19 protein-coding genes are annotated in these 15,563 nt (G+C 34.9%); 13 read left to right on the plus strand and 6 right to left on the minus strand.

The features are described 5' to 3' along the window. The first annotated feature begins 30 nt into the window (after positions 1 to 30). The 4 genes from IGL98_RS08700 (at position 31) to IGL98_RS08715 (ending at position 3,169) form a co-directional block, all read left to right on the plus strand. Complete coding sequence (locus IGL98_RS08700) at positions 31 to 498, plus strand: DUF523 domain-containing protein (protein WP_206842385.1); 468 nt, start codon at positions 31 to 33, stop codon at positions 496 to 498. A 165-nt stretch (positions 499 to 663) separates the two neighbouring features. Continuing rightward, positions 664 to 1,002, plus strand: coding sequence for a putative DNA-binding protein (locus IGL98_RS08705; protein WP_069644642.1), 339 nt, complete (start codon positions 664 to 666; stop codon positions 1,000 to 1,002). 4 nt (positions 1,003 to 1,006) lie between these two features. Continuing rightward, positions 1,007 to 2,425, plus strand: a complete 1,419-nt coding sequence (ffh, locus tag IGL98_RS08710) for a signal recognition particle protein (RefSeq protein ID WP_206842387.1) — start codon at positions 1,007 to 1,009, stop codon at positions 2,423 to 2,425. Positions 2,426 to 2,605: 180 nt separating this feature from the next. After that, entirely contained in the window at positions 2,606 to 3,169 is a 564-nt protein-coding gene (locus IGL98_RS08715) for a DNA-3-methyladenine glycosylase I (RefSeq protein WP_206842389.1), read from the plus strand. Between the two features lie 55 nt (positions 3,170 to 3,224). Here IGL98_RS08715 and IGL98_RS08720 read toward each other — a convergent pair whose 3' ends face one another. Next, entirely contained in the window at positions 3,225 to 3,776 is a 552-nt protein-coding gene (locus tag IGL98_RS08720) for an NADPH-dependent FMN reductase (protein WP_206842391.1), read from the minus strand. Positions 3,777 to 3,960: 184 nt separating this feature from the next. On the opposite strand from IGL98_RS08720, the gene IGL98_RS08725 reads away from it, so the two are divergent. The 3 genes from IGL98_RS08725 (at position 3,961) to IGL98_RS08735 (ending at position 6,638) form a co-directional block, all read left to right on the plus strand. Next, entirely contained in the window at positions 3,961 to 5,775 is a 1,815-nt protein-coding gene (locus IGL98_RS08725; RefSeq protein ID WP_206912134.1) for an Ig-like domain-containing protein, read from the plus strand. 330 nt (positions 5,776 to 6,105) lie between these two features. Further along, positions 6,106 to 6,381, plus strand: coding sequence for a 30S ribosomal protein S16 (rpsP, locus tag IGL98_RS08730; RefSeq protein WP_010761445.1), 276 nt, complete (start codon positions 6,106 to 6,108; stop codon positions 6,379 to 6,381). An 11-nt stretch (positions 6,382 to 6,392) separates the two neighbouring features. Then, a complete protein-coding gene (locus IGL98_RS08735; RefSeq protein ID WP_069644646.1) occupies positions 6,393 to 6,638 on the plus strand; it encodes a KH domain-containing protein in 246 nt (81 codons plus the stop codon). Positions 6,639 to 6,772: 134 nt separating this feature from the next. Here IGL98_RS08735 and IGL98_RS08740 read toward each other — a convergent pair whose 3' ends face one another. Both IGL98_RS08740 and IGL98_RS08745 read right to left on the minus strand, forming a co-directional pair. Beyond that, positions 6,773 to 7,111, minus strand: coding sequence for a hypothetical protein (locus tag IGL98_RS08740; protein WP_206842395.1), 339 nt, complete (start codon positions 7,109 to 7,111; stop codon positions 6,773 to 6,775). Beyond that, positions 7,089 to 8,417, minus strand: a complete 1,329-nt coding sequence (locus IGL98_RS08745; protein WP_206842396.1) for a DUF1576 domain-containing protein — start codon at positions 8,415 to 8,417, stop codon at positions 7,089 to 7,091. Before IGL98_RS08745 ends, IGL98_RS08740 begins: the two co-directional genes overlap by 23 nt. A 403-nt stretch (positions 8,418 to 8,820) precedes the next feature. Here IGL98_RS08745 and IGL98_RS08750 point away from each other — a divergent pair, with 403 nt between their 5' ends. Together IGL98_RS08750 and IGL98_RS08755 are read left to right on the plus strand one after the other, a co-directional pair. Continuing rightward, positions 8,821 to 9,369: a TetR/AcrR family transcriptional regulator gene (locus tag IGL98_RS08750; protein ID WP_206912135.1), complete on the plus strand. Its 549-nt coding sequence runs from the start codon at positions 8,821 to 8,823 to the stop codon at positions 9,367 to 9,369. A gap of 185 nt (positions 9,370 to 9,554) precedes the next feature. After that, the gene (locus IGL98_RS08755) at positions 9,555 to 9,929 is read left to right on the plus strand and encodes a YxeA family protein (RefSeq protein WP_206842398.1); all 375 of its coding nucleotides are present in this window, start codon (positions 9,555 to 9,557) and stop codon (positions 9,927 to 9,929) included. Positions 9,930 to 10,054: 125 nt separating this feature from the next. On the opposite strand, the gene IGL98_RS08760 is transcribed toward IGL98_RS08755, so the two are convergent. The 3 genes from IGL98_RS08760 to IGL98_RS08770 form a co-directional block, all read right to left on the minus strand. Next, on the minus strand, positions 10,055 to 10,270 hold the full coding sequence (locus tag IGL98_RS08760) for a hypothetical protein (RefSeq protein WP_069644651.1): 216 nt from the start codon (positions 10,268 to 10,270) through the stop codon (positions 10,055 to 10,057). A 101-nt stretch (positions 10,271 to 10,371) separates the two neighbouring features. Continuing rightward, positions 10,372 to 10,878, minus strand: a complete 507-nt coding sequence (locus tag IGL98_RS08765; RefSeq protein WP_206912136.1) for a hypothetical protein — start codon at positions 10,876 to 10,878, stop codon at positions 10,372 to 10,374. 59 nt (positions 10,879 to 10,937) lie between these two features. Further along, positions 10,938 to 11,696, minus strand: a complete 759-nt coding sequence (locus IGL98_RS08770) for a peptidylprolyl isomerase (RefSeq protein ID WP_206912137.1) — start codon at positions 11,694 to 11,696, stop codon at positions 10,938 to 10,940. A gap of 177 nt (positions 11,697 to 11,873) precedes the next feature. On the opposite strand from IGL98_RS08770, the gene IGL98_RS08775 reads away from it, so the two are divergent. The 4 genes from IGL98_RS08775 (at position 11,874) to IGL98_RS08790 (ending at position 15,555) form a co-directional block, all read left to right on the plus strand. After that, positions 11,874 to 12,968, plus strand: a complete 1,095-nt coding sequence (locus tag IGL98_RS08775) for a DUF871 domain-containing protein (RefSeq protein WP_206912138.1) — start codon at positions 11,874 to 11,876, stop codon at positions 12,966 to 12,968. A gap of 211 nt (positions 12,969 to 13,179) precedes the next feature. Continuing rightward, complete coding sequence (locus IGL98_RS08780; RefSeq protein WP_206912139.1) at positions 13,180 to 14,112, plus strand: alpha/beta hydrolase; 933 nt, start codon at positions 13,180 to 13,182, stop codon at positions 14,110 to 14,112. A 162-nt stretch (positions 14,113 to 14,274) separates the two neighbouring features. Continuing rightward, positions 14,275 to 15,165 (plus strand): site-specific tyrosine recombinase XerD, encoded by an 891-nt coding sequence (xerD, locus tag IGL98_RS08785; protein ID WP_206842403.1) that lies wholly within the window; start codon positions 14,275 to 14,277, stop codon positions 15,163 to 15,165. A gap of 27 nt (positions 15,166 to 15,192) precedes the next feature. Beyond that, complete coding sequence (locus IGL98_RS08790) at positions 15,193 to 15,555, plus strand: GNAT family N-acetyltransferase (protein WP_206912140.1); 363 nt, start codon at positions 15,193 to 15,195, stop codon at positions 15,553 to 15,555. Positions 15,556 to 15,563: the final 8 nt, after the last annotated feature.

Below are 15,563 nucleotides of genomic sequence, written 5' to 3' on the forward strand. Positions count from 1 at the left end.
TAATAAAAAAGATTGAAATGAGGGAAGCCAATGATTGGAATTAGCGCATGTCTTGGCGGTGTTTGTTGCCGCTATGATGGTCAAGCAAAAGAAATCACTGCCTTAAAAAAATTAGTTGAAAATGACCAAGCAATACTTGTTTGTCCAGAAGTATTGGGTGGTTTGCCGATTCCTCGAGAACCTGCTGAAATAAGAGGTGGAGATGGTTTTGACGTTTGGGATGGTGGCGCGAAAGTCCTCACGAAAACAGGGGAAGATATGACCGTTATGTTCAAACAAGGAGCAATCACAGCGTATCAAAAATTAGTCGAACAAAATATCACAATGATTATTTTAAAAGAAAATAGCCCGTCTTGCGGAAGTAAAAGCATTTATGATGGTACATTTTCCGGTAATCATCGAAATGGTGTCGGTGTAGCAACGGCTTATTTTATTTCCAAAGGTCTTAATGTCGTTTCAGAGAACGACTGGCAAACAGTGGTTGGTCGTGAAAAATAGAAATAATCAAAAATAGCTTTTTTAAAAGGATTTTTGTGCAAATACGCACAGTTAGTATGGTTGATAGAATCTTTTCAAAAAAATCCTCGAAAATCAATTAAGAACTATTGACTAATCACTCTGAAATCGGTAACCTAAAAGGGATTGAAGATAGGAGTCACAACTATGGAAATTGAAAAAACCAATCGAATGAATGCGTTGTTTGAATTTTACTCCACTTTGTTGACAGAAAAACAAATGAATTATATGGAGATGTACTATGCGGATGATTTCTCATTAGGCGAGATTGCTGAAGAATACGATATCAGCCGCCAAGCAGTTTATGACAATATCAAACGGACAGAAAAAATCTTGGAAGAATATGAAAAAAAACTTCATCTATTTTCTGATTATATCGTACGTGGAGAATTGCTAGAGAACCTTAAAAGCTACGTGAGCGAAACCTATCCGAAAGATACAACAATCATACAGTATATAGAACAAATACAAGAAGTAGAGGAATGAGAATATGGCTTTTGAAAGTTTAACAGACCGCCTACAGCAGGCAATGAGCAAATTACGTCGCAAAGGAAAAGTATCTGAAGCTGACGTAAAAGAAATGATGAGAGAGATTCGTCTGGCTTTATTGGAAGCCGACGTAAATTTACAAGTTGTCAAAGATTTTACCAAACGGGTTCGTGACCGTGCAGTGGGTGTAGAAGTTCTTGAAAGCTTATCACCCGCTCAGCAAATTGTTAAAATCGTTGATGAAGAATTAACAGCGACCCTCGGAACTGATACAGTTGGCTTGAATAAATCAGAGCGTATTCCAACCGTAATTATGATGGTTGGGTTACAAGGGGCTGGTAAAACGACCTTTGGTGGTAAATTAGCGAATCATTTGATCAAGACTGAAAATGCACGTCCACTGATGATAGCAGCCGATGTCTACCGTCCAGCTGCGATCGATCAATTGAAGGTTTTAGGCCAACAATTAGATGTACCTGTTTTCGATATGGGGACTGAGACAAGTCCTGTAGAAATCGTGCGTCAAGGGATGGAACTGGCTAAAGAAAAGAAAAATGATTACGTCCTAATCGATACGGCCGGGCGCCTGCACATTGATGAGACATTGATGGATGAATTAAAACAAATCAAAGAAATAGCTCAACCTGATGATATCTTACTTGTAGTTGATGCAATGACCGGGCAAGATGCAGTTAATGTTGCTGAAAGTTTCAACCAGCAATTAGGAATCACTGGTGTGGTTATCACTAAACTTGATGGGGACACTCGAGGCGGTGCGGCGCTATCTATTCGTTCCGTTACTGGGGCACCAATCAAATTTATCGGTTCAGGTGAAAAACTGACTGACTTAGAAATTTTTCATCCAGATCGTATGTCCAGCCGTATTTTAGGCATGGGTGATATGCTGACGTTGATTGAAAAAGCACAACAAGATTATGATGAGAAAAAAGCTGAAGAACTTGCAGTAAAAATGAAGGAAAACAGCTTTGACTTTAATGACTTTATCGAGCAGTTAGATCAAGTAATGGGCATGGGACCAATCGAGGACTTGCTTAAAATGATTCCAGGAATGAGTAACATGCCTGGGCTAGAAAATGTCAAAGTCGATCCAAAAGATGTAGCACGTAAAAAAGCGATGGTACTTTCTATGACCCCTGCTGAACGAGAAAATCCTGATTTATTAAATCCGAGCCGTCGCCGTAGAATTGCTGCCGGTTCAGGTAATAATGTAGTTGAAGTCAATCGTATGATCAAACAATTCAAAGAATCTAAAAAAATGATGCAGCAAATGTCTAAAGGAAATATGGATATACCAGGTATGGATCAAATGCTTGGTGGAGGCATCAAAGGTAAACTAGGGAAAATGGCCATGAATCGCATGGTGAAGAAAAACAAGAAGAAGAAAAAGAAGAAAAAATAAAGTAGAAAAGAAAGCAGACCAAAGTCTTTAGATTCTGGTCTGTTTTTATTATTGAGATAGATAAACTATAATTCAATCAGAGCACGATATTTTAATCCCGGATCGTAAACATTTTCATAGAAATTCTGCTAAACTAAAGAAAAGCTTTAAAAATAAGGTTTAATTATTGGAGGGAACAAGGTGAAACAACGATGTTCTTGGGCAGAGGATAATGAAAAAATGAAACACTATCATGATACGATTTGGGGAGTTCCAGTATATGATGATCAGCGTTTGTTTAGAAAATTAATCTTGGATATCAATCAAGCCGGCTTGAGCTGGCAAACTATTTTGAATAAAGAAGACTATTTTGATACTGCCTTTGATAATTTTGATATAAAAAAAGTTGCGCATTATGACGAAAACAAGATCGAAGAACTTTTGAATGATCCTGGTATCATTCGTAATCGTAGAAAGATTGAGGCGGCAATCCATAATGCTCAAAAAGTTATTGAAATCCAAGAAGAATTCGGGACTTTTTCCAACTATTTATGGGGTTTTAATGCGCAAAATGTTTTGAAAAATTCTTATCAAAATCAACTGGAGATTCCTACAACGAACGAATTATCAGACAAGATAACCAAAGATTTGAAGAAAAGAGGATTTAAGTTTGTAGGCAGCACGATCATCTACGCTTTTTTAGAAGCAGTTGGAATGATCAATGATCATGTAACAACATGTTTTCGATATGAAGAAATAAAGTAAAAATGGTCTAAACTCAAACGATATTTCAGTTTGGGTTTAGACTATTTAAATTTAATCAATTATTTTTTTCTAAAAAAGCAAGATAAGAATCAACGATTGTTTTGAAAAAATTCATAGTATTTTCGGCAATAGTCCCATCTTCATTGATTAGATTTACTACATTGCCGATGTATGCTTCTGGTTGCTGCAAGGTAGGAACATTAAGGAAAACTAGCGATTGGCGTAAATGATGGTTTGCACCAAAAGCACTTAAAGCACCAGGTGATACGCTGACAACTAGGCCAGGTTTACCATCCCAAATATTTTGACCATAAGGACGTGAACCAACATCTAAAGCATTTTTCAAAACGCCAGGTACAGAGCGATTATATTCTGGTGTGACAAAAACAAGTCCTGTCAATGACTTTACTTCTTCTCTAAATTTCGTCCAAGCAGCTGTGGGCGTTCCTTCATCATCTAAATCTTGATTATACATTTCCAATTCATGTAAATCGATAAAAATAGGTTCATATTCTTCTGGGAATAAACTGGAAAGAGCAACGGCCACTTTTCTACTATAAGAATCTTTTCTCAAACTTCCGACAAAAAAACCGATTTTTTTCTTCATAAAATATTCCTCCATTCAATAAATAACTGTTATTATTTTATTCTAAATCTAAATCAACATTTATACAAGAAATCCATCTCTTTAATCGACATTCAGAAAATGACAAGCAAATCAATGTTCATGAACAAATATTTCTTATATAATGAAAAATAATAAAGTGTTCATAAAAATTGGAGGCAAAGTTATGCAGAGAATTAAACGAATTAGTAAAATCAGTATGTTTCTATTTATTTTCTGGTTATTCATTATAGGCATGACCCAAAAAACAATGGCTGTAGAAACTATCTCTAGTACAGACGATTCAAGCATAAATAGCAATGAAACCAAAACTGAAGTGAGCACTACAAAAAATAGTGACAGCACAGAACGCTCAACAGAAGAAAGCAGTACAGAAAATCAAGTAACTCTTCAACCGACTGTAAGAGCACAAAATGTCTATGGCTCTGAGTTGTTGACAAATGTAACTTTGACGGATATTGTCAATAACCCGATTCATCGAGTGAAGAGCAGCGATAAAATTAAAGTAAATTATTCCTATTACTTACCGGATGATGCTAAAGCTGGTGATGAGTTGACATTTGAATTACCGTCTATTTTACAAATGGTGAACTACAGCGATTTTCCATTGCTCAGTAAAGTTGGCAATGAGATCGGCACAGCCCACATAGATCGAGAAACAAATACGGTTACCGTTACATTCAATCAATTTGTAACAGACCATATTTCAATCAGTGGGCAATTTTATTTCTGGGTAAAGCTTGTCAATGATCAAACTGAAGAGGGTGTAAATCGAGTTCCACTGCCAGTCAATGGCGCAACGAGCGATCTTGAACTTACAGTAAACAAAGCTGTCGGTGTAAGTACGGGAACGACTAACCCAACAACAATTTTTAAAAGTGGAAAATTTGATTCAATAGATCCACAAAAAATCAATTGGACGATTACGATCAATAACTCTGGACAGAATCTGTTAATGCCGATTATTAAGGATAGTTTAGGAGCGGGACAACAATTACTCGGTGATACGTTCAGTATTAATTATCGCGATGGGGATAAAAAAAGTTTAAAAAAATATCTACTTCCAAGTAAAATTGAGGGAGACCAAACAAAAGTTGAAGTGGCAGCAGATGGTTTTATCCTATCCTTGGAAAATCTAGGTAGTTATAGTGCAGGCAAAGGGTATATTTCTGCAGTTGTCAACTACAGTACAAAAGTCACAGATTCATCAGTAAAATATGTTAACACTGCTAGTACTTTGGATGAAGATGGAACACCACAAGCAAGAAATGCTAGTTTAACTAATTACGCGAATGGTGGTATTGGTAATGGAGACGTAAACCAAGTCATTGATGTTATCACGGACAAAATTGATGAAGTCGAAAGCGTAGATTTACAAGAACTAACTGATTCGTCTGCAAAAAAACTAACAGATGCTAAAGAGAATGCTCAAACAGCAGTAGAAAACGAAAATGCAACACCTTCTGAGTTAGAAAATGTAGCTGAAACACTGGTCAATCAGTTAGTAACAACAGAAGAAATTGTTCAACCGACAGATATCGAAGCATTGGAAAAAATTATTGCCGAAAATGATGGGCTAAAAGAAGAGGCTTACACACCAGAAACTTGGCAACCATGGAAAGAGAAAAAAACGGAAGCTATCAATCTCATAAAAATAGCTGAAGAAACGCCTAAAGAAGTTAGCCGTAACGAGATCAAACAAACAACAGAAGAATTGAAGGCAGCTAGAACCAATCTTGTTGAAGCAGTAGAAACTTCTGAAACCAGTGAATCAGAGTCATCTAATGAGTCATCGACAAGTACTGAAACCTCGACCTCTACTCAAAGCAGTACAACCAGTCCAACTGAGAAAAGTGATGGAAATCAACAGAGCCTCTTAAAAACTGGTGAGGAAGGTTCACCTGTATTAATTTTTATGGGAACCTTATTACTAACAATTTCAGTAGGGATAATCTTCAACAGAAAGCAAATTGGAAGTTAATCGTTACTTTTACATTTTCTGACTCTGAAGTCTATATATAATCAGTCAAAATTATTACAGAATTCCTTGATTATTATCTTTTTCAATGAATTGTGAAGACTCAAAAAATAAGCTGTGAACGAAAGAAGATAATCTTCATAGTTCACAGCTTATTTTTGTTAAGCAACGATTGATTGCCCCTGCCAAGGTAACTCAATTATAAAGCTAATAGACCGAGAAATCAACGATACAAAGCTTTTTTTAAGGTGTCAAGAAAAAACTCTTTACAGCTTGCTGGAAATCTGGTAAACTAACATTTGTGATTAAGTTAATGGAGGTGTAATATATAAAATGTCAGTTAAAATTCGCTTAAAACGCATGGGTTCTAAAAAGAGTCCTTTTTACCGTATTGTAGTTGCAGATTCTCGTTCTCCTCGTGATGGACGTTTCATCGAAACTGTTGGTACTTACAATCCTTTAAAAGATCCTGCAGAAGTAGTTTTAAAAGAAGATTTAGTTTTAGACTGGTTGTCTAAAGGCGCTCAGCCTTCAGATACAGTTCGTAACATCCTTTCAAAAGAAGGCGTTATGAAAAAACACCACGAAGCTAAACTTGAAAAGAAATAAGGTGACCGATGATGACAGATGTGAAAGAGTTAGTCTTAACTATCGTTCGCCCATTAGTCAGTCAACCTGAGCTAGTTAAATTAGAAATAGAAGAATCTGATGTTTTTCTAGAGTATAATTTGACTGTATCGCCTGAAGATATTGGCCGTATCATTGGCAAGCAAGGCCGTGTTGCTAAAGCAATTCGTACCATTGTTTACAGTGTACGTGTCGAGGGACCTAAAAAAGTTCGTTTGAATATTGTAGATGGCAAATAGCAAGAAGTGAAGCACCCAAAAAATTGGGTGCTTTTTTTACGCGATCGCAGTAGTACAAAATCAATTTATATGTAAAGAAGAGGAGGAATAACCAATACATTCTGGGGTTACTCCTCCTTTTTTATAGGGAACAATTATTTTTTTCTAAATACTTTGATTTCAAAAACAGGTGCGTCGAAAGTGATTTCTGCCTCATCAATCATCAGACCAAGCAGGTGATAATCTTCTTCTTCATGGTGAGTGATCCCAAGTAATTCATCATAATAACTCTCAATACTCAGATCTCTAGGTGTATTTAATAACTCTAATAAATGCAGGACATTTTTTGGTTCTTTTTCAGTTTTCCCTTGTATTTCAATAGAAAAACCTTCTGGCGTAAAGTCAACGCCAATACGAATCTCTTCAATGTCATTCGAAAAAAAGTAAGTCAGTAATTCATCTATGATTCTCTTAGATTTGTCTCTTTCTTGCATGTTGTTTCACCTTTCTGATCTGTAAAATATTATCAAGTAATGGTACCATGACTGCTGCCACAAAACCAGTAGAAAATCCATTATTATAAAGATTTAACCCACCGTGAAGGTAGCTGACATTTGTGACCAACGACATATGTAAAAATCCAGCGATCAAGCCAAAAGTAATGCCATAATATCCAGCAATCGGTGCTAAACCAGTACCGAAAATTCCCGCAAGTACCACAGTTGTTTGGTTTACTTCAAAAACCGAAGATAGCTGTGCTGTCAAAAAGACACTAACTAATAAAGGCAGACTATTAAAAATATGATTACCAAAAGCACTAAATCCGACAGCTGATAAAATGGCTCCAACAATTGGTCCATTAAGTGTAGAATGACTAATTTGAGTATAACCAACAAGTAATAAACCCATCAGTGACATATTCATCATTGTAGCGCCAACACCTGCGATAGAAATAAAATCAGTAATCAATTTCCCAGATGTTTTACTGATATCTTTTAAGCCCCTCAGTGAAAAATGATTGACTACAAATCCAACAAAAAACATAATTAAAAATAAAAACAGTAGAAAAAAAAGAAGCTTGGTATGATAAGCTGTTGAAACCAAATTTTTACCTTCGATTTTCCAGCCAAACATCCTTAAAATACCTGTAAACATCATAGCAATAAGTCCGGAAGTAAAACCGACATTATACAATGAAAATCCTTGATGGAAGGTGAGAATATGTGAGGCTAAAGGTGGTAAAATCAAGCCGATAAAAATACCCACTGAACATCCTAAAGGAATCGAAAACACCAAAGGTAGGGAAAGGCCAAAGGTAAGGTAGCTGATAATTGGGGATAGCGCACTACCAAATAAGCTAACAACAATAAATTGTGAAAAAGGTTTCTTCACAATTTTTGCATAGCAGAGTCCACCAATAATGATTGGAATCGAATTATACAAATTTTTTCCAAAAAAAGAGCAACCCGATACGGTAAATAAAGCTGCGATCATAGGACCGTTGATTGGAATCTTTTCTTTTTTTGCAAGTAGAACACTGATCAATGTCAGTAAACCGCTATTTACAAATGCGCTACCGAATGTCCCTAGTTCAATATAATCGGTCAGAAGGTTGCTAGGTGAAGTTAAGATTCGAAGCATGCCTGCCCATAAAGAAGTTATCGGTTCATTAAATAAGCCAATCATGATCAAAATCAAGCAATAACCAATCAGAAAATAATAGTTTCTATTCTGATTAATTAGTTCTAAACGTTTTTTGTCAGTATGTAAAAAAAGTGTCTGGCTGTTATTTTTAGCCATAAAAAAATACCTCCATTATCCATGAATAAGTTAACTATAGCCTGTAAAACATTCATTGGTCAATAACATTTCAGTAAAGTCCAGTAAATTATCATATTTTTCAGATATATCCACAATTATTGAGAAAATCAGTCACAAAAAGAGTGTAAAATAAAAGGATAATATTAAAAAAATAAATAATGATAAATTAAAAAATTATTATCTAGCTTTTCGGGCTAGCCACTACGCTTTCTTTTGATCTCAATGAATGAAGTGAATAGATGTAGCGTAGTACTTACTTGGCGAAGGTATCGGAAAAAAAGATGTAAATAGAGTCTAACAAAAATTGTCACAGTCTATTTTCAAGTTTTTCAGTCGATACTGAACGAACCTGTTGCGTTTTTTAATTAAGGAGGGATTGTTTTTGGTTAGAAAAAAAGTTTATAAAAAACAACATATTTTGGCAGCTGCACAAGATTTATTAATAGAAAAAGGTTTTTCATTTATAACAGCGCGAAATGTAGCAGATCATATGGGAATTTCAACGCAGCCTATTTATCTCGAATTCAAAAATATGGAAGAGCTGAAACTTACTTTATTAAATACAACATATGAGACTTTAGAAAAGGAATTTTTGCTTGAAACAAAAACGTCAAATAACTGTGCAAATTTCGGTTTAAATTATATTGATTTAGCAAAATCGAATAAGAAATTGTACATATCTTTGTATATAGATCATCATTCATATGGTCAAGAATTACAGCAATTATTTTTTGATTCGTTTCAAAAAGCTATTCTTGATGATAAAAATTATGCTACTGTCTCAAAAGAAAAACTTGAAAAGCTTCATATGAATTTATGGATTGTTGCGACTGGAATAGCATCCTTGAGTATTTCTGGAATGTTAAATCAAACAGAAGAACAATTGATTACAATATTTGAGGCTGTCGAACAAAATAGCGGAATCAGATAAAAAGTTGTATTAAGTCGGCTACAAGGTTTATAAAGCAGTAGATCCTTGGTATCACTAAATAATATTCACCCAGACTGAGAGCAACCTATGCCAAAAGGACTAAACAGATTTCGTATATTTGACTGATTTTTTTTAGTTGTTTTGCTGCTAAAATAAGTTTATAAATGAAATTTGGAGGAATAAGCTTGAAGATCATCAAAACAATCATTGTACTAGCTTTATTTGGAGGCGTTGCTCTTTTTGGAGCTAAGCTATATACGCAAAATCAATCAGATGAACTTTCTGGCACGATCGATCAGTTAAATCCATTAGTTGGTAAAGGGGAAGTTTATGTCAAAACAAAAAAAGCCGACAGTATCAATAGTTATGGTATTACGACATATAAGCAACAAACTTTTGATAAAAATGGTAAACAAAAAGAGCTTACTTTTACAGCAGCTCATGAATTGACCACAGATCGCTATTTGAAAATTTACAATAAAGGTGCCCACGTAGAGACTTACGAAGAAGTTTCGGGACAAAATGTTCCTGAAAAAGCACTGCAGCAACTAAATAAATAAAAAGACTGTAACAGCAATATAATCTGATCAAGCAAGTAGGCAAAAGCGAGAATTATTAATGATTCTACTTTTGTTCGACTATAATTTAGATTATATTCTGGCAGTCTTTTTTTTGATCAATTTGTTCAAACAGCCTGAGGTATAAAGTCAATTGTACATAAATCATTATGATAGAAATGGATCGTTGCTTGAATTTTTCCATCCTCAATCAATTTTTGTGCAGTGTCTTTTACGTCTTCTTGGTCAAATTGCTGGAAATTGATCACGTTTGCTACAAAATGAGGAGATTTCCGGTTAGAAGCCTCAAGTATGAGCGTTTCGATTTGTGGATTAAAGGTCATTTACTTTCACCTCTTTGTTTAACATTAACACTTTATTTCTAAATTTGATAGTAATTCGTTGATAGATGAGGATATGGAAAGAGTTTTTTTCAGAATTTTTTTCAGTAATTTTTTTCGTAGTAAGAATAAGCATTGCATTTTTTTACTATAATGAGTTTCTTGTTTGTTGGTTCAACTAATTTTTGCAGTTCAAAGAAATTCTTTTTTTCAAAATGATGATTCCAGATAAACATCATTTTAAGTAAATGAAGAGTTGGTTTATAATGAGCATTCTCTTGATTTGTGATTTGTTTGATGTAGCGACTAAGGATACGGTGCACTCGAACGTGGTAAGGAGGGATCAGTAAAAAAATAATGTCTGCATCCTCTAAAGCTGGTTTGATCCAGAATTTAGTCGTCGTACCTTCGATAATCCACGTTTCTTTGTTTAGGAGAGCTTGTAACTTTTTAGTAGATTCTTCTAATGGAAAGGGGATGTCTCCTGTAGAATGACGGTTCCAAATGAGGTTGTCTAGTTCGTAATAAGGAATTCTTTTTTTAGCTGATAGTTGTTTTGCGAAAGTAGTTTTTCCACTACCAACTGGACCTGCAATTATTATTTTTTTCATTCTTAGCCTCCAATCTGAAAGAAAAAAGAATGGCAATAAATCGCCATTCTTTTAAATGTTTATTTTTTTGCTTCTTGTAAAATGTTGATTTTCTCGATTCGGATATCTTTCTTCGGTTTATCTTGTTCGCCAGTTTCAGCAGACGCGATTTTATCTACAACATCCATACCTTTAGTTACTTGACCGAAAACAGTATGTTTGCCATCTAAGAAAGGAGTTCCGCCTTTTTTATAAGCTTCAATGATTTTTTCAGGATAATCATCTTTTAATAGGCCGTCGGAAACATCTTGATCATTTTGAACAATAAAGAATTGGCTACCGTTTGTGCCGTTACCTTTTTCATCTGTACCAGCATTCGCCATCGATAGGGCACCACGCAGATTGTATAATTGGTTAGAGATTTCATCATCAAAAGAGTCATTCCAAATACTTTCACCACCGGTACCGTCACCTTTAGGGTCTCCACCTTGGATCATGAAATCTTTGATAACGCGATGGAAAGTAACATTATTATAATAACCATCTTTTGCGTGTGTCATAAAGTTTTCAACTGTTTTTGGTGCTTGTTTTGGAAATAGTTTGATTTCAATTGTTCCTTCTGTTGTGACCATTTCAACTAAATCTTCATCTTCGCTTACTGTATCTGATAATTGAGGTAAATCTAGTGCGTTTAAATCAACCGATTCAGAAGTTTTAGTCTCAGTTGAAGAAGTAGCAGAAGAATCTGCCGTTTTTTTCTCATTTTTAGGTCCACATGCTGCAAATAAGACAAGTGTAGTTAAAAGAGCTGTAGCAGCAATGAATTTTTTTATTTTCATAAAGTTAAGTCTTCCTTTCAAAAATAGTTACATCTCATAATAACAAATCCTCTTTAGAACTGCTAGTCAAAATGGAAAAATTTTAAGATTTCCAAAAGGTGTAGACCACTTTTTATTATTCTGCTATAATGAAAATGCATACATTATAATCAATACAAATCTTAGGAGGCAGTAATAATGGGAAAATTAGGTATTTCTATTTATCCAGAACGTTCAACTTTTGAAAAGGACAAAGCATATCTAGACTTAGCACATAAATATGGTTTTAAACGTGTTTTTACAAGTTTACTTCAAATTACAGAAGACAAAGAAAAGGTATTAGCAGAGTTTAAAAAAGTCGTTGATTATGCTAACAGTCTTGGAATGGAAGTTATGGTCGACATTAATCCTGCCTTATTTGAACAATTAGAAATTTCTTATGACGACTTATCGTTTTTTGATGAAATGGGTGCTTATGGCGTCCGTTTAGATGTTGGTTTTACTGGTGCTGAAGAATCGAAAATGACACGTAATCCATATGGCATCAAAATCGAAATCAACATGAGTACAGGGACAAGTTATGTAGACAATATCATGAGCTACTCACCAAATACAGATAATTTATTAGGTTCACATAATTTTTATCCGCATCGTTATTCTGGTTTAGGGTATGATCATTTTGTTTTTTGTTCTGAAAAATTTAGAAAATACAACTTAAATACAATGGCCTTTGTAAATTCACATGATGCGACATTTGGACCTTGGGCGACACAAGATGGTTTATGTTCATTAGAGGATCATCGCGATCTAGAAATCGCTACACAAGTGAAACATTTAGTATTAACTGGCTTGATCGATGATATCTTAGTTGGTAATGCTTATGCATCAGAAGCTGAGTTAACAGCGATGGCTGAAGCATTCAACGCAGAATACCCATCAGTTAAAGTAGATGTTGCACAAGATATTACAGACGATGAAAGAGAAGTCCTGTTCACAAGTCTACACAGCTATCGTGGAGACCGTTCAGAATATATTTTACGTTCAACGATGACACGTATTCACTTTAAAGACCGCGCATTTACAGCCCATAACACAAAAGATATGACTAAAGGAGATGTGTTGATCGATAATGTTGGTTACGGTCAGTATAAAGGAGAAACACAAATCGCCTTGAAAGAAATGAAGAATGATGGACGAGTGAATGTGGTTGGTCGCATTTCTGACGATGAGTTATTCTTATTAGATTTCTTGAAGCCGTGGTCTAGTTTTAAATTAATTGAAAATAATAAATAAAATAGAAATGAGATCAAGTGAAAGTAAGTAGACTTTTGTTTGGTCTCATTTTTCTGGTTATCAAAATGAAAAAAATAGCATGATCTATATTTAATATTGCGAAAATCCCTATAAAACATTATACTATTTAAGGATTTGAAAAAATTAGTATCATTTTTTATTTAAGAAAGCATGCTTTTATGAATGATACGTTTAAATGGGGAGTAATCGGATGAATCGTATAGTAAAAATTTTGATAGCTGTAGTCGTTTTAATTGTTATCGTACTAGTAGGAGCAGGGATGTATTTCTATAATTATGCCGTCGTTCCTTCAAAAAAAGATTTCCTAGCTGGAGACACACCAGGAACAGATATTGAGGCGAAAACACCTGAAGAAAAATGGTTTAAAGAAAAAACGAATCGTTCATATTGGGATTTGACTTCCAAAGACGGATTAAAGTTAAAAGCAATTTATCTACCTGCTGAAGAAAAAACAGATAAAAATGTCATTATGGCTCATGGCTATATGGGTAGCGCCGAGACAATGGCTAGTTTCGCTAAAATGTACCATGACTGGGGCTATAATGTTTTGGTGCCGGATGCTCGCGGACATGGTGAAAGTGAAGGCGATTATATAGGTTTTGGCTGGCCCGAGCGAAAAGATTATCTTCAATGGATTGATAAAATGATCGCTGAAAATGGCAAAGATGCTCAAATCACTTTATACGGCATTAGTATGGGTGGCGCGACAGTCATGATGACCAGTGGTGAAAAATTACCGAAAAATGTCAAAGCAATTGTTGAAGATTGCGGTTATTCCACTGTAAATGAAGAATTAAAGTACCAATTGAAAGATATGTTTAATTTGCCAGCATTCCCATTAGTTCCCGTTACAAGTTTGATTACTAAAATTCGGGCTGGTTATTTCTTCGGTGAAGCAAGTTCGATAGCACAATTGAAGAAAAATAAAGTACCGATGTTGTTTATCCACGGTGATGCAGATAAATTTGTACCCTTTGAGATGTTGAATGAAGTATACAATGCAACAGATGTACCAAAAGAAAAGTTTGTTGTAAAAGGTGCCGAACATGCAAAATCCTATTCAGTTGATCCTAAAGCATATAAAGAAAAAGTTGAAAGCTTTTTAACAAAATACGTAGATTAATGATTATCGTCATCCAGTTTGAACAGCTGGTGACGATTTTTTAAAGCAGAAAAATGAGTTTATTTTAGAATAAAGTTTCATTTAAATGCTATTCTTACTAATTTTACTATGCATCAACTAGAATTCTTTGATATGATAATAAAAAGAAATGAGGTAAAATAGATGGAAGAACAGATTATTGACTATCTGCATTACTTACAAATAGAACGAGGCCTTTCTCTTAACACAAGAAAAAGCTATGAACGGGACTTACATAAATATTTTGCTTTTCTGAAAGAGCAAAAGATAGACACTTGGCAAGTGATTGATCGCTACATAATTATGGAATATTTGCAAACCTTGCACAATGACAGCAACTCGTCTGCTACAATCATACGAATGATTTCAAGTCTCAGGGGCTTCCATCAGTTTTTAAGACAAGAAAGGCATACAGATCATGATCCGATGCAGCATATCGATTCTCCTAAAAAGGCGCAAAAACTGCCTAACACACTGTCAGTTGAAGAAGTTACTTTATTGATTGAAACACCTGATACAACCAAACCATTAGGCATCAGAAACCGAACAATCTTAGAGGTCATGTATGCAACTGGATTACGAGTGAGTGAGTTGGTAGACTTAAAAATAGGTGATTTACATTTGGCGATGGGGTTATTACAGACTATCGGTAAAGGAGATAAAGAACGAATCATTCCTTTAGGCGATTATGCGATTCAATGGATCGAAAAATACCTAGAAGAGGCCCGACCTATTCTAATCAAAAAAAATCAAAACGAAACCCATTTATTTGTCAACCATCATGGACATCCATTATCACGACAAGGAGTTTGGAAAAATCTCAAGCAAATCGTTCTGGAAGCTGGAATCAATAAGAATATCACGCCGCATACATTGCGTCATAGTTTTGCGACCCATTTATTAGAAAATGGTGCGGATTTAAGAATTGTCCAAGAACTCTTAGGACATGCAGATATTTCTACGACTCAAATCTATACTCATATTACGAAACAGCGAATGGCAGATGTTTACAAACAGCACTTCCCAAGAGCCTAACCAATAAAAAGGAAAGAAGGTGAGATCATGTTAACTTATTATCGAAAAGAGCAACGAAAAATTGCGATGGGTTTATTAAGTTTCCATCAAAAATTAACTGAGTACCACTCACTGTTGAAAGAAATAGACATGTATGAGACAGAAGATGACTTGCATTTACTTTTTTGGACACCGAATGGAGAACAAAATATTCAGGGAATTGTAGGAATTGAAGTAGAAACATCTGAAGCGATGATTTTACATGATATATCGATCAATCCTTCCTTTAGAGGTGAAAAAATAGGATTTGACTTATTAAATGAGGTGGCGCAGCTGTATCCTGAAACAAAAATATATGGCACATTAGCCACATCGGCTTATTTATCTAAGTGGAAAGAACACAACGCTTGAATTTTATG

The sequence above is a fragment of the Enterococcus sp. DIV0840 genome, assembly GCF_050527835.1.
GTDB classification, from domain to species: Bacteria; Bacillota; Bacilli; order Lactobacillales; family Enterococcaceae; genus Enterococcus_L; species Enterococcus_L ureasiticus.

Coding starts and splice junctions, on each gene's coding strand:
- IGL98_RS08700 (WP_206842385.1), top strand. CDS start 31: ATGATTGGAATTAGCGCATGTCTTGGCGGTGTTTGTTGCCGCTATGAT.
- IGL98_RS08790 (WP_206912140.1), top strand. CDS start 15,193: ATGTTAACTTATTATCGAAAAGAGCAACGAAAAATTGCGATGGGTTTA.
- IGL98_RS08775 (WP_206912138.1), top strand. CDS start 11,874: ATGGGAAAATTAGGTATTTCTATTTATCCAGAACGTTCAACTTTTGAA.
- IGL98_RS08740 (WP_206842395.1), bottom strand. CDS start 7,111: ATGCAAGAAAGAGACAAATCTAAGAGAATCATAGATGAATTACTGACT.
- IGL98_RS08760 (WP_069644651.1), bottom strand. CDS start 10,270: ATGACCTTTAATCCACAAATCGAAACGCTCATACTTGAGGCTTCTAAC.
- rpsP (WP_010761445.1), top strand. CDS start 6,106: ATGTCAGTTAAAATTCGCTTAAAACGCATGGGTTCTAAAAAGAGTCCT.
- IGL98_RS08705 (WP_069644642.1), top strand. CDS start 664: ATGGAAATTGAAAAAACCAATCGAATGAATGCGTTGTTTGAATTTTAC.
- IGL98_RS08780 (WP_206912139.1), top strand. CDS start 13,180: ATGAATCGTATAGTAAAAATTTTGATAGCTGTAGTCGTTTTAATTGTT.
- IGL98_RS08770 (WP_206912137.1), bottom strand. CDS start 11,696: ATGAAAATAAAAAAATTCATTGCTGCTACAGCTCTTTTAACTACACTT.
- IGL98_RS08720 (WP_206842391.1), bottom strand. CDS start 3,776: ATGAAGAAAAAAATCGGTTTTTTTGTCGGAAGTTTGAGAAAAGATTCT.
- xerD (WP_206842403.1), top strand. CDS start 14,275: ATGGAAGAACAGATTATTGACTATCTGCATTACTTACAAATAGAACGA.
- IGL98_RS08745 (WP_206842396.1), bottom strand. CDS start 8,417: ATGGCTAAAAATAACAGCCAGACACTTTTTTTACATACTGACAAAAAA.
- IGL98_RS08765 (WP_206912136.1), bottom strand. CDS start 10,878: ATGAAAAAAATAATAATTGCAGGTCCAGTTGGTAGTGGAAAAACTACT.
- IGL98_RS08725 (WP_206912134.1), top strand. CDS start 3,961: ATGCAGAGAATTAAACGAATTAGTAAAATCAGTATGTTTCTATTTATT.
- ffh (WP_206842387.1), top strand. CDS start 1,007: ATGGCTTTTGAAAGTTTAACAGACCGCCTACAGCAGGCAATGAGCAAA.
- IGL98_RS08735 (WP_069644646.1), top strand. CDS start 6,393: ATGACAGATGTGAAAGAGTTAGTCTTAACTATCGTTCGCCCATTAGTC.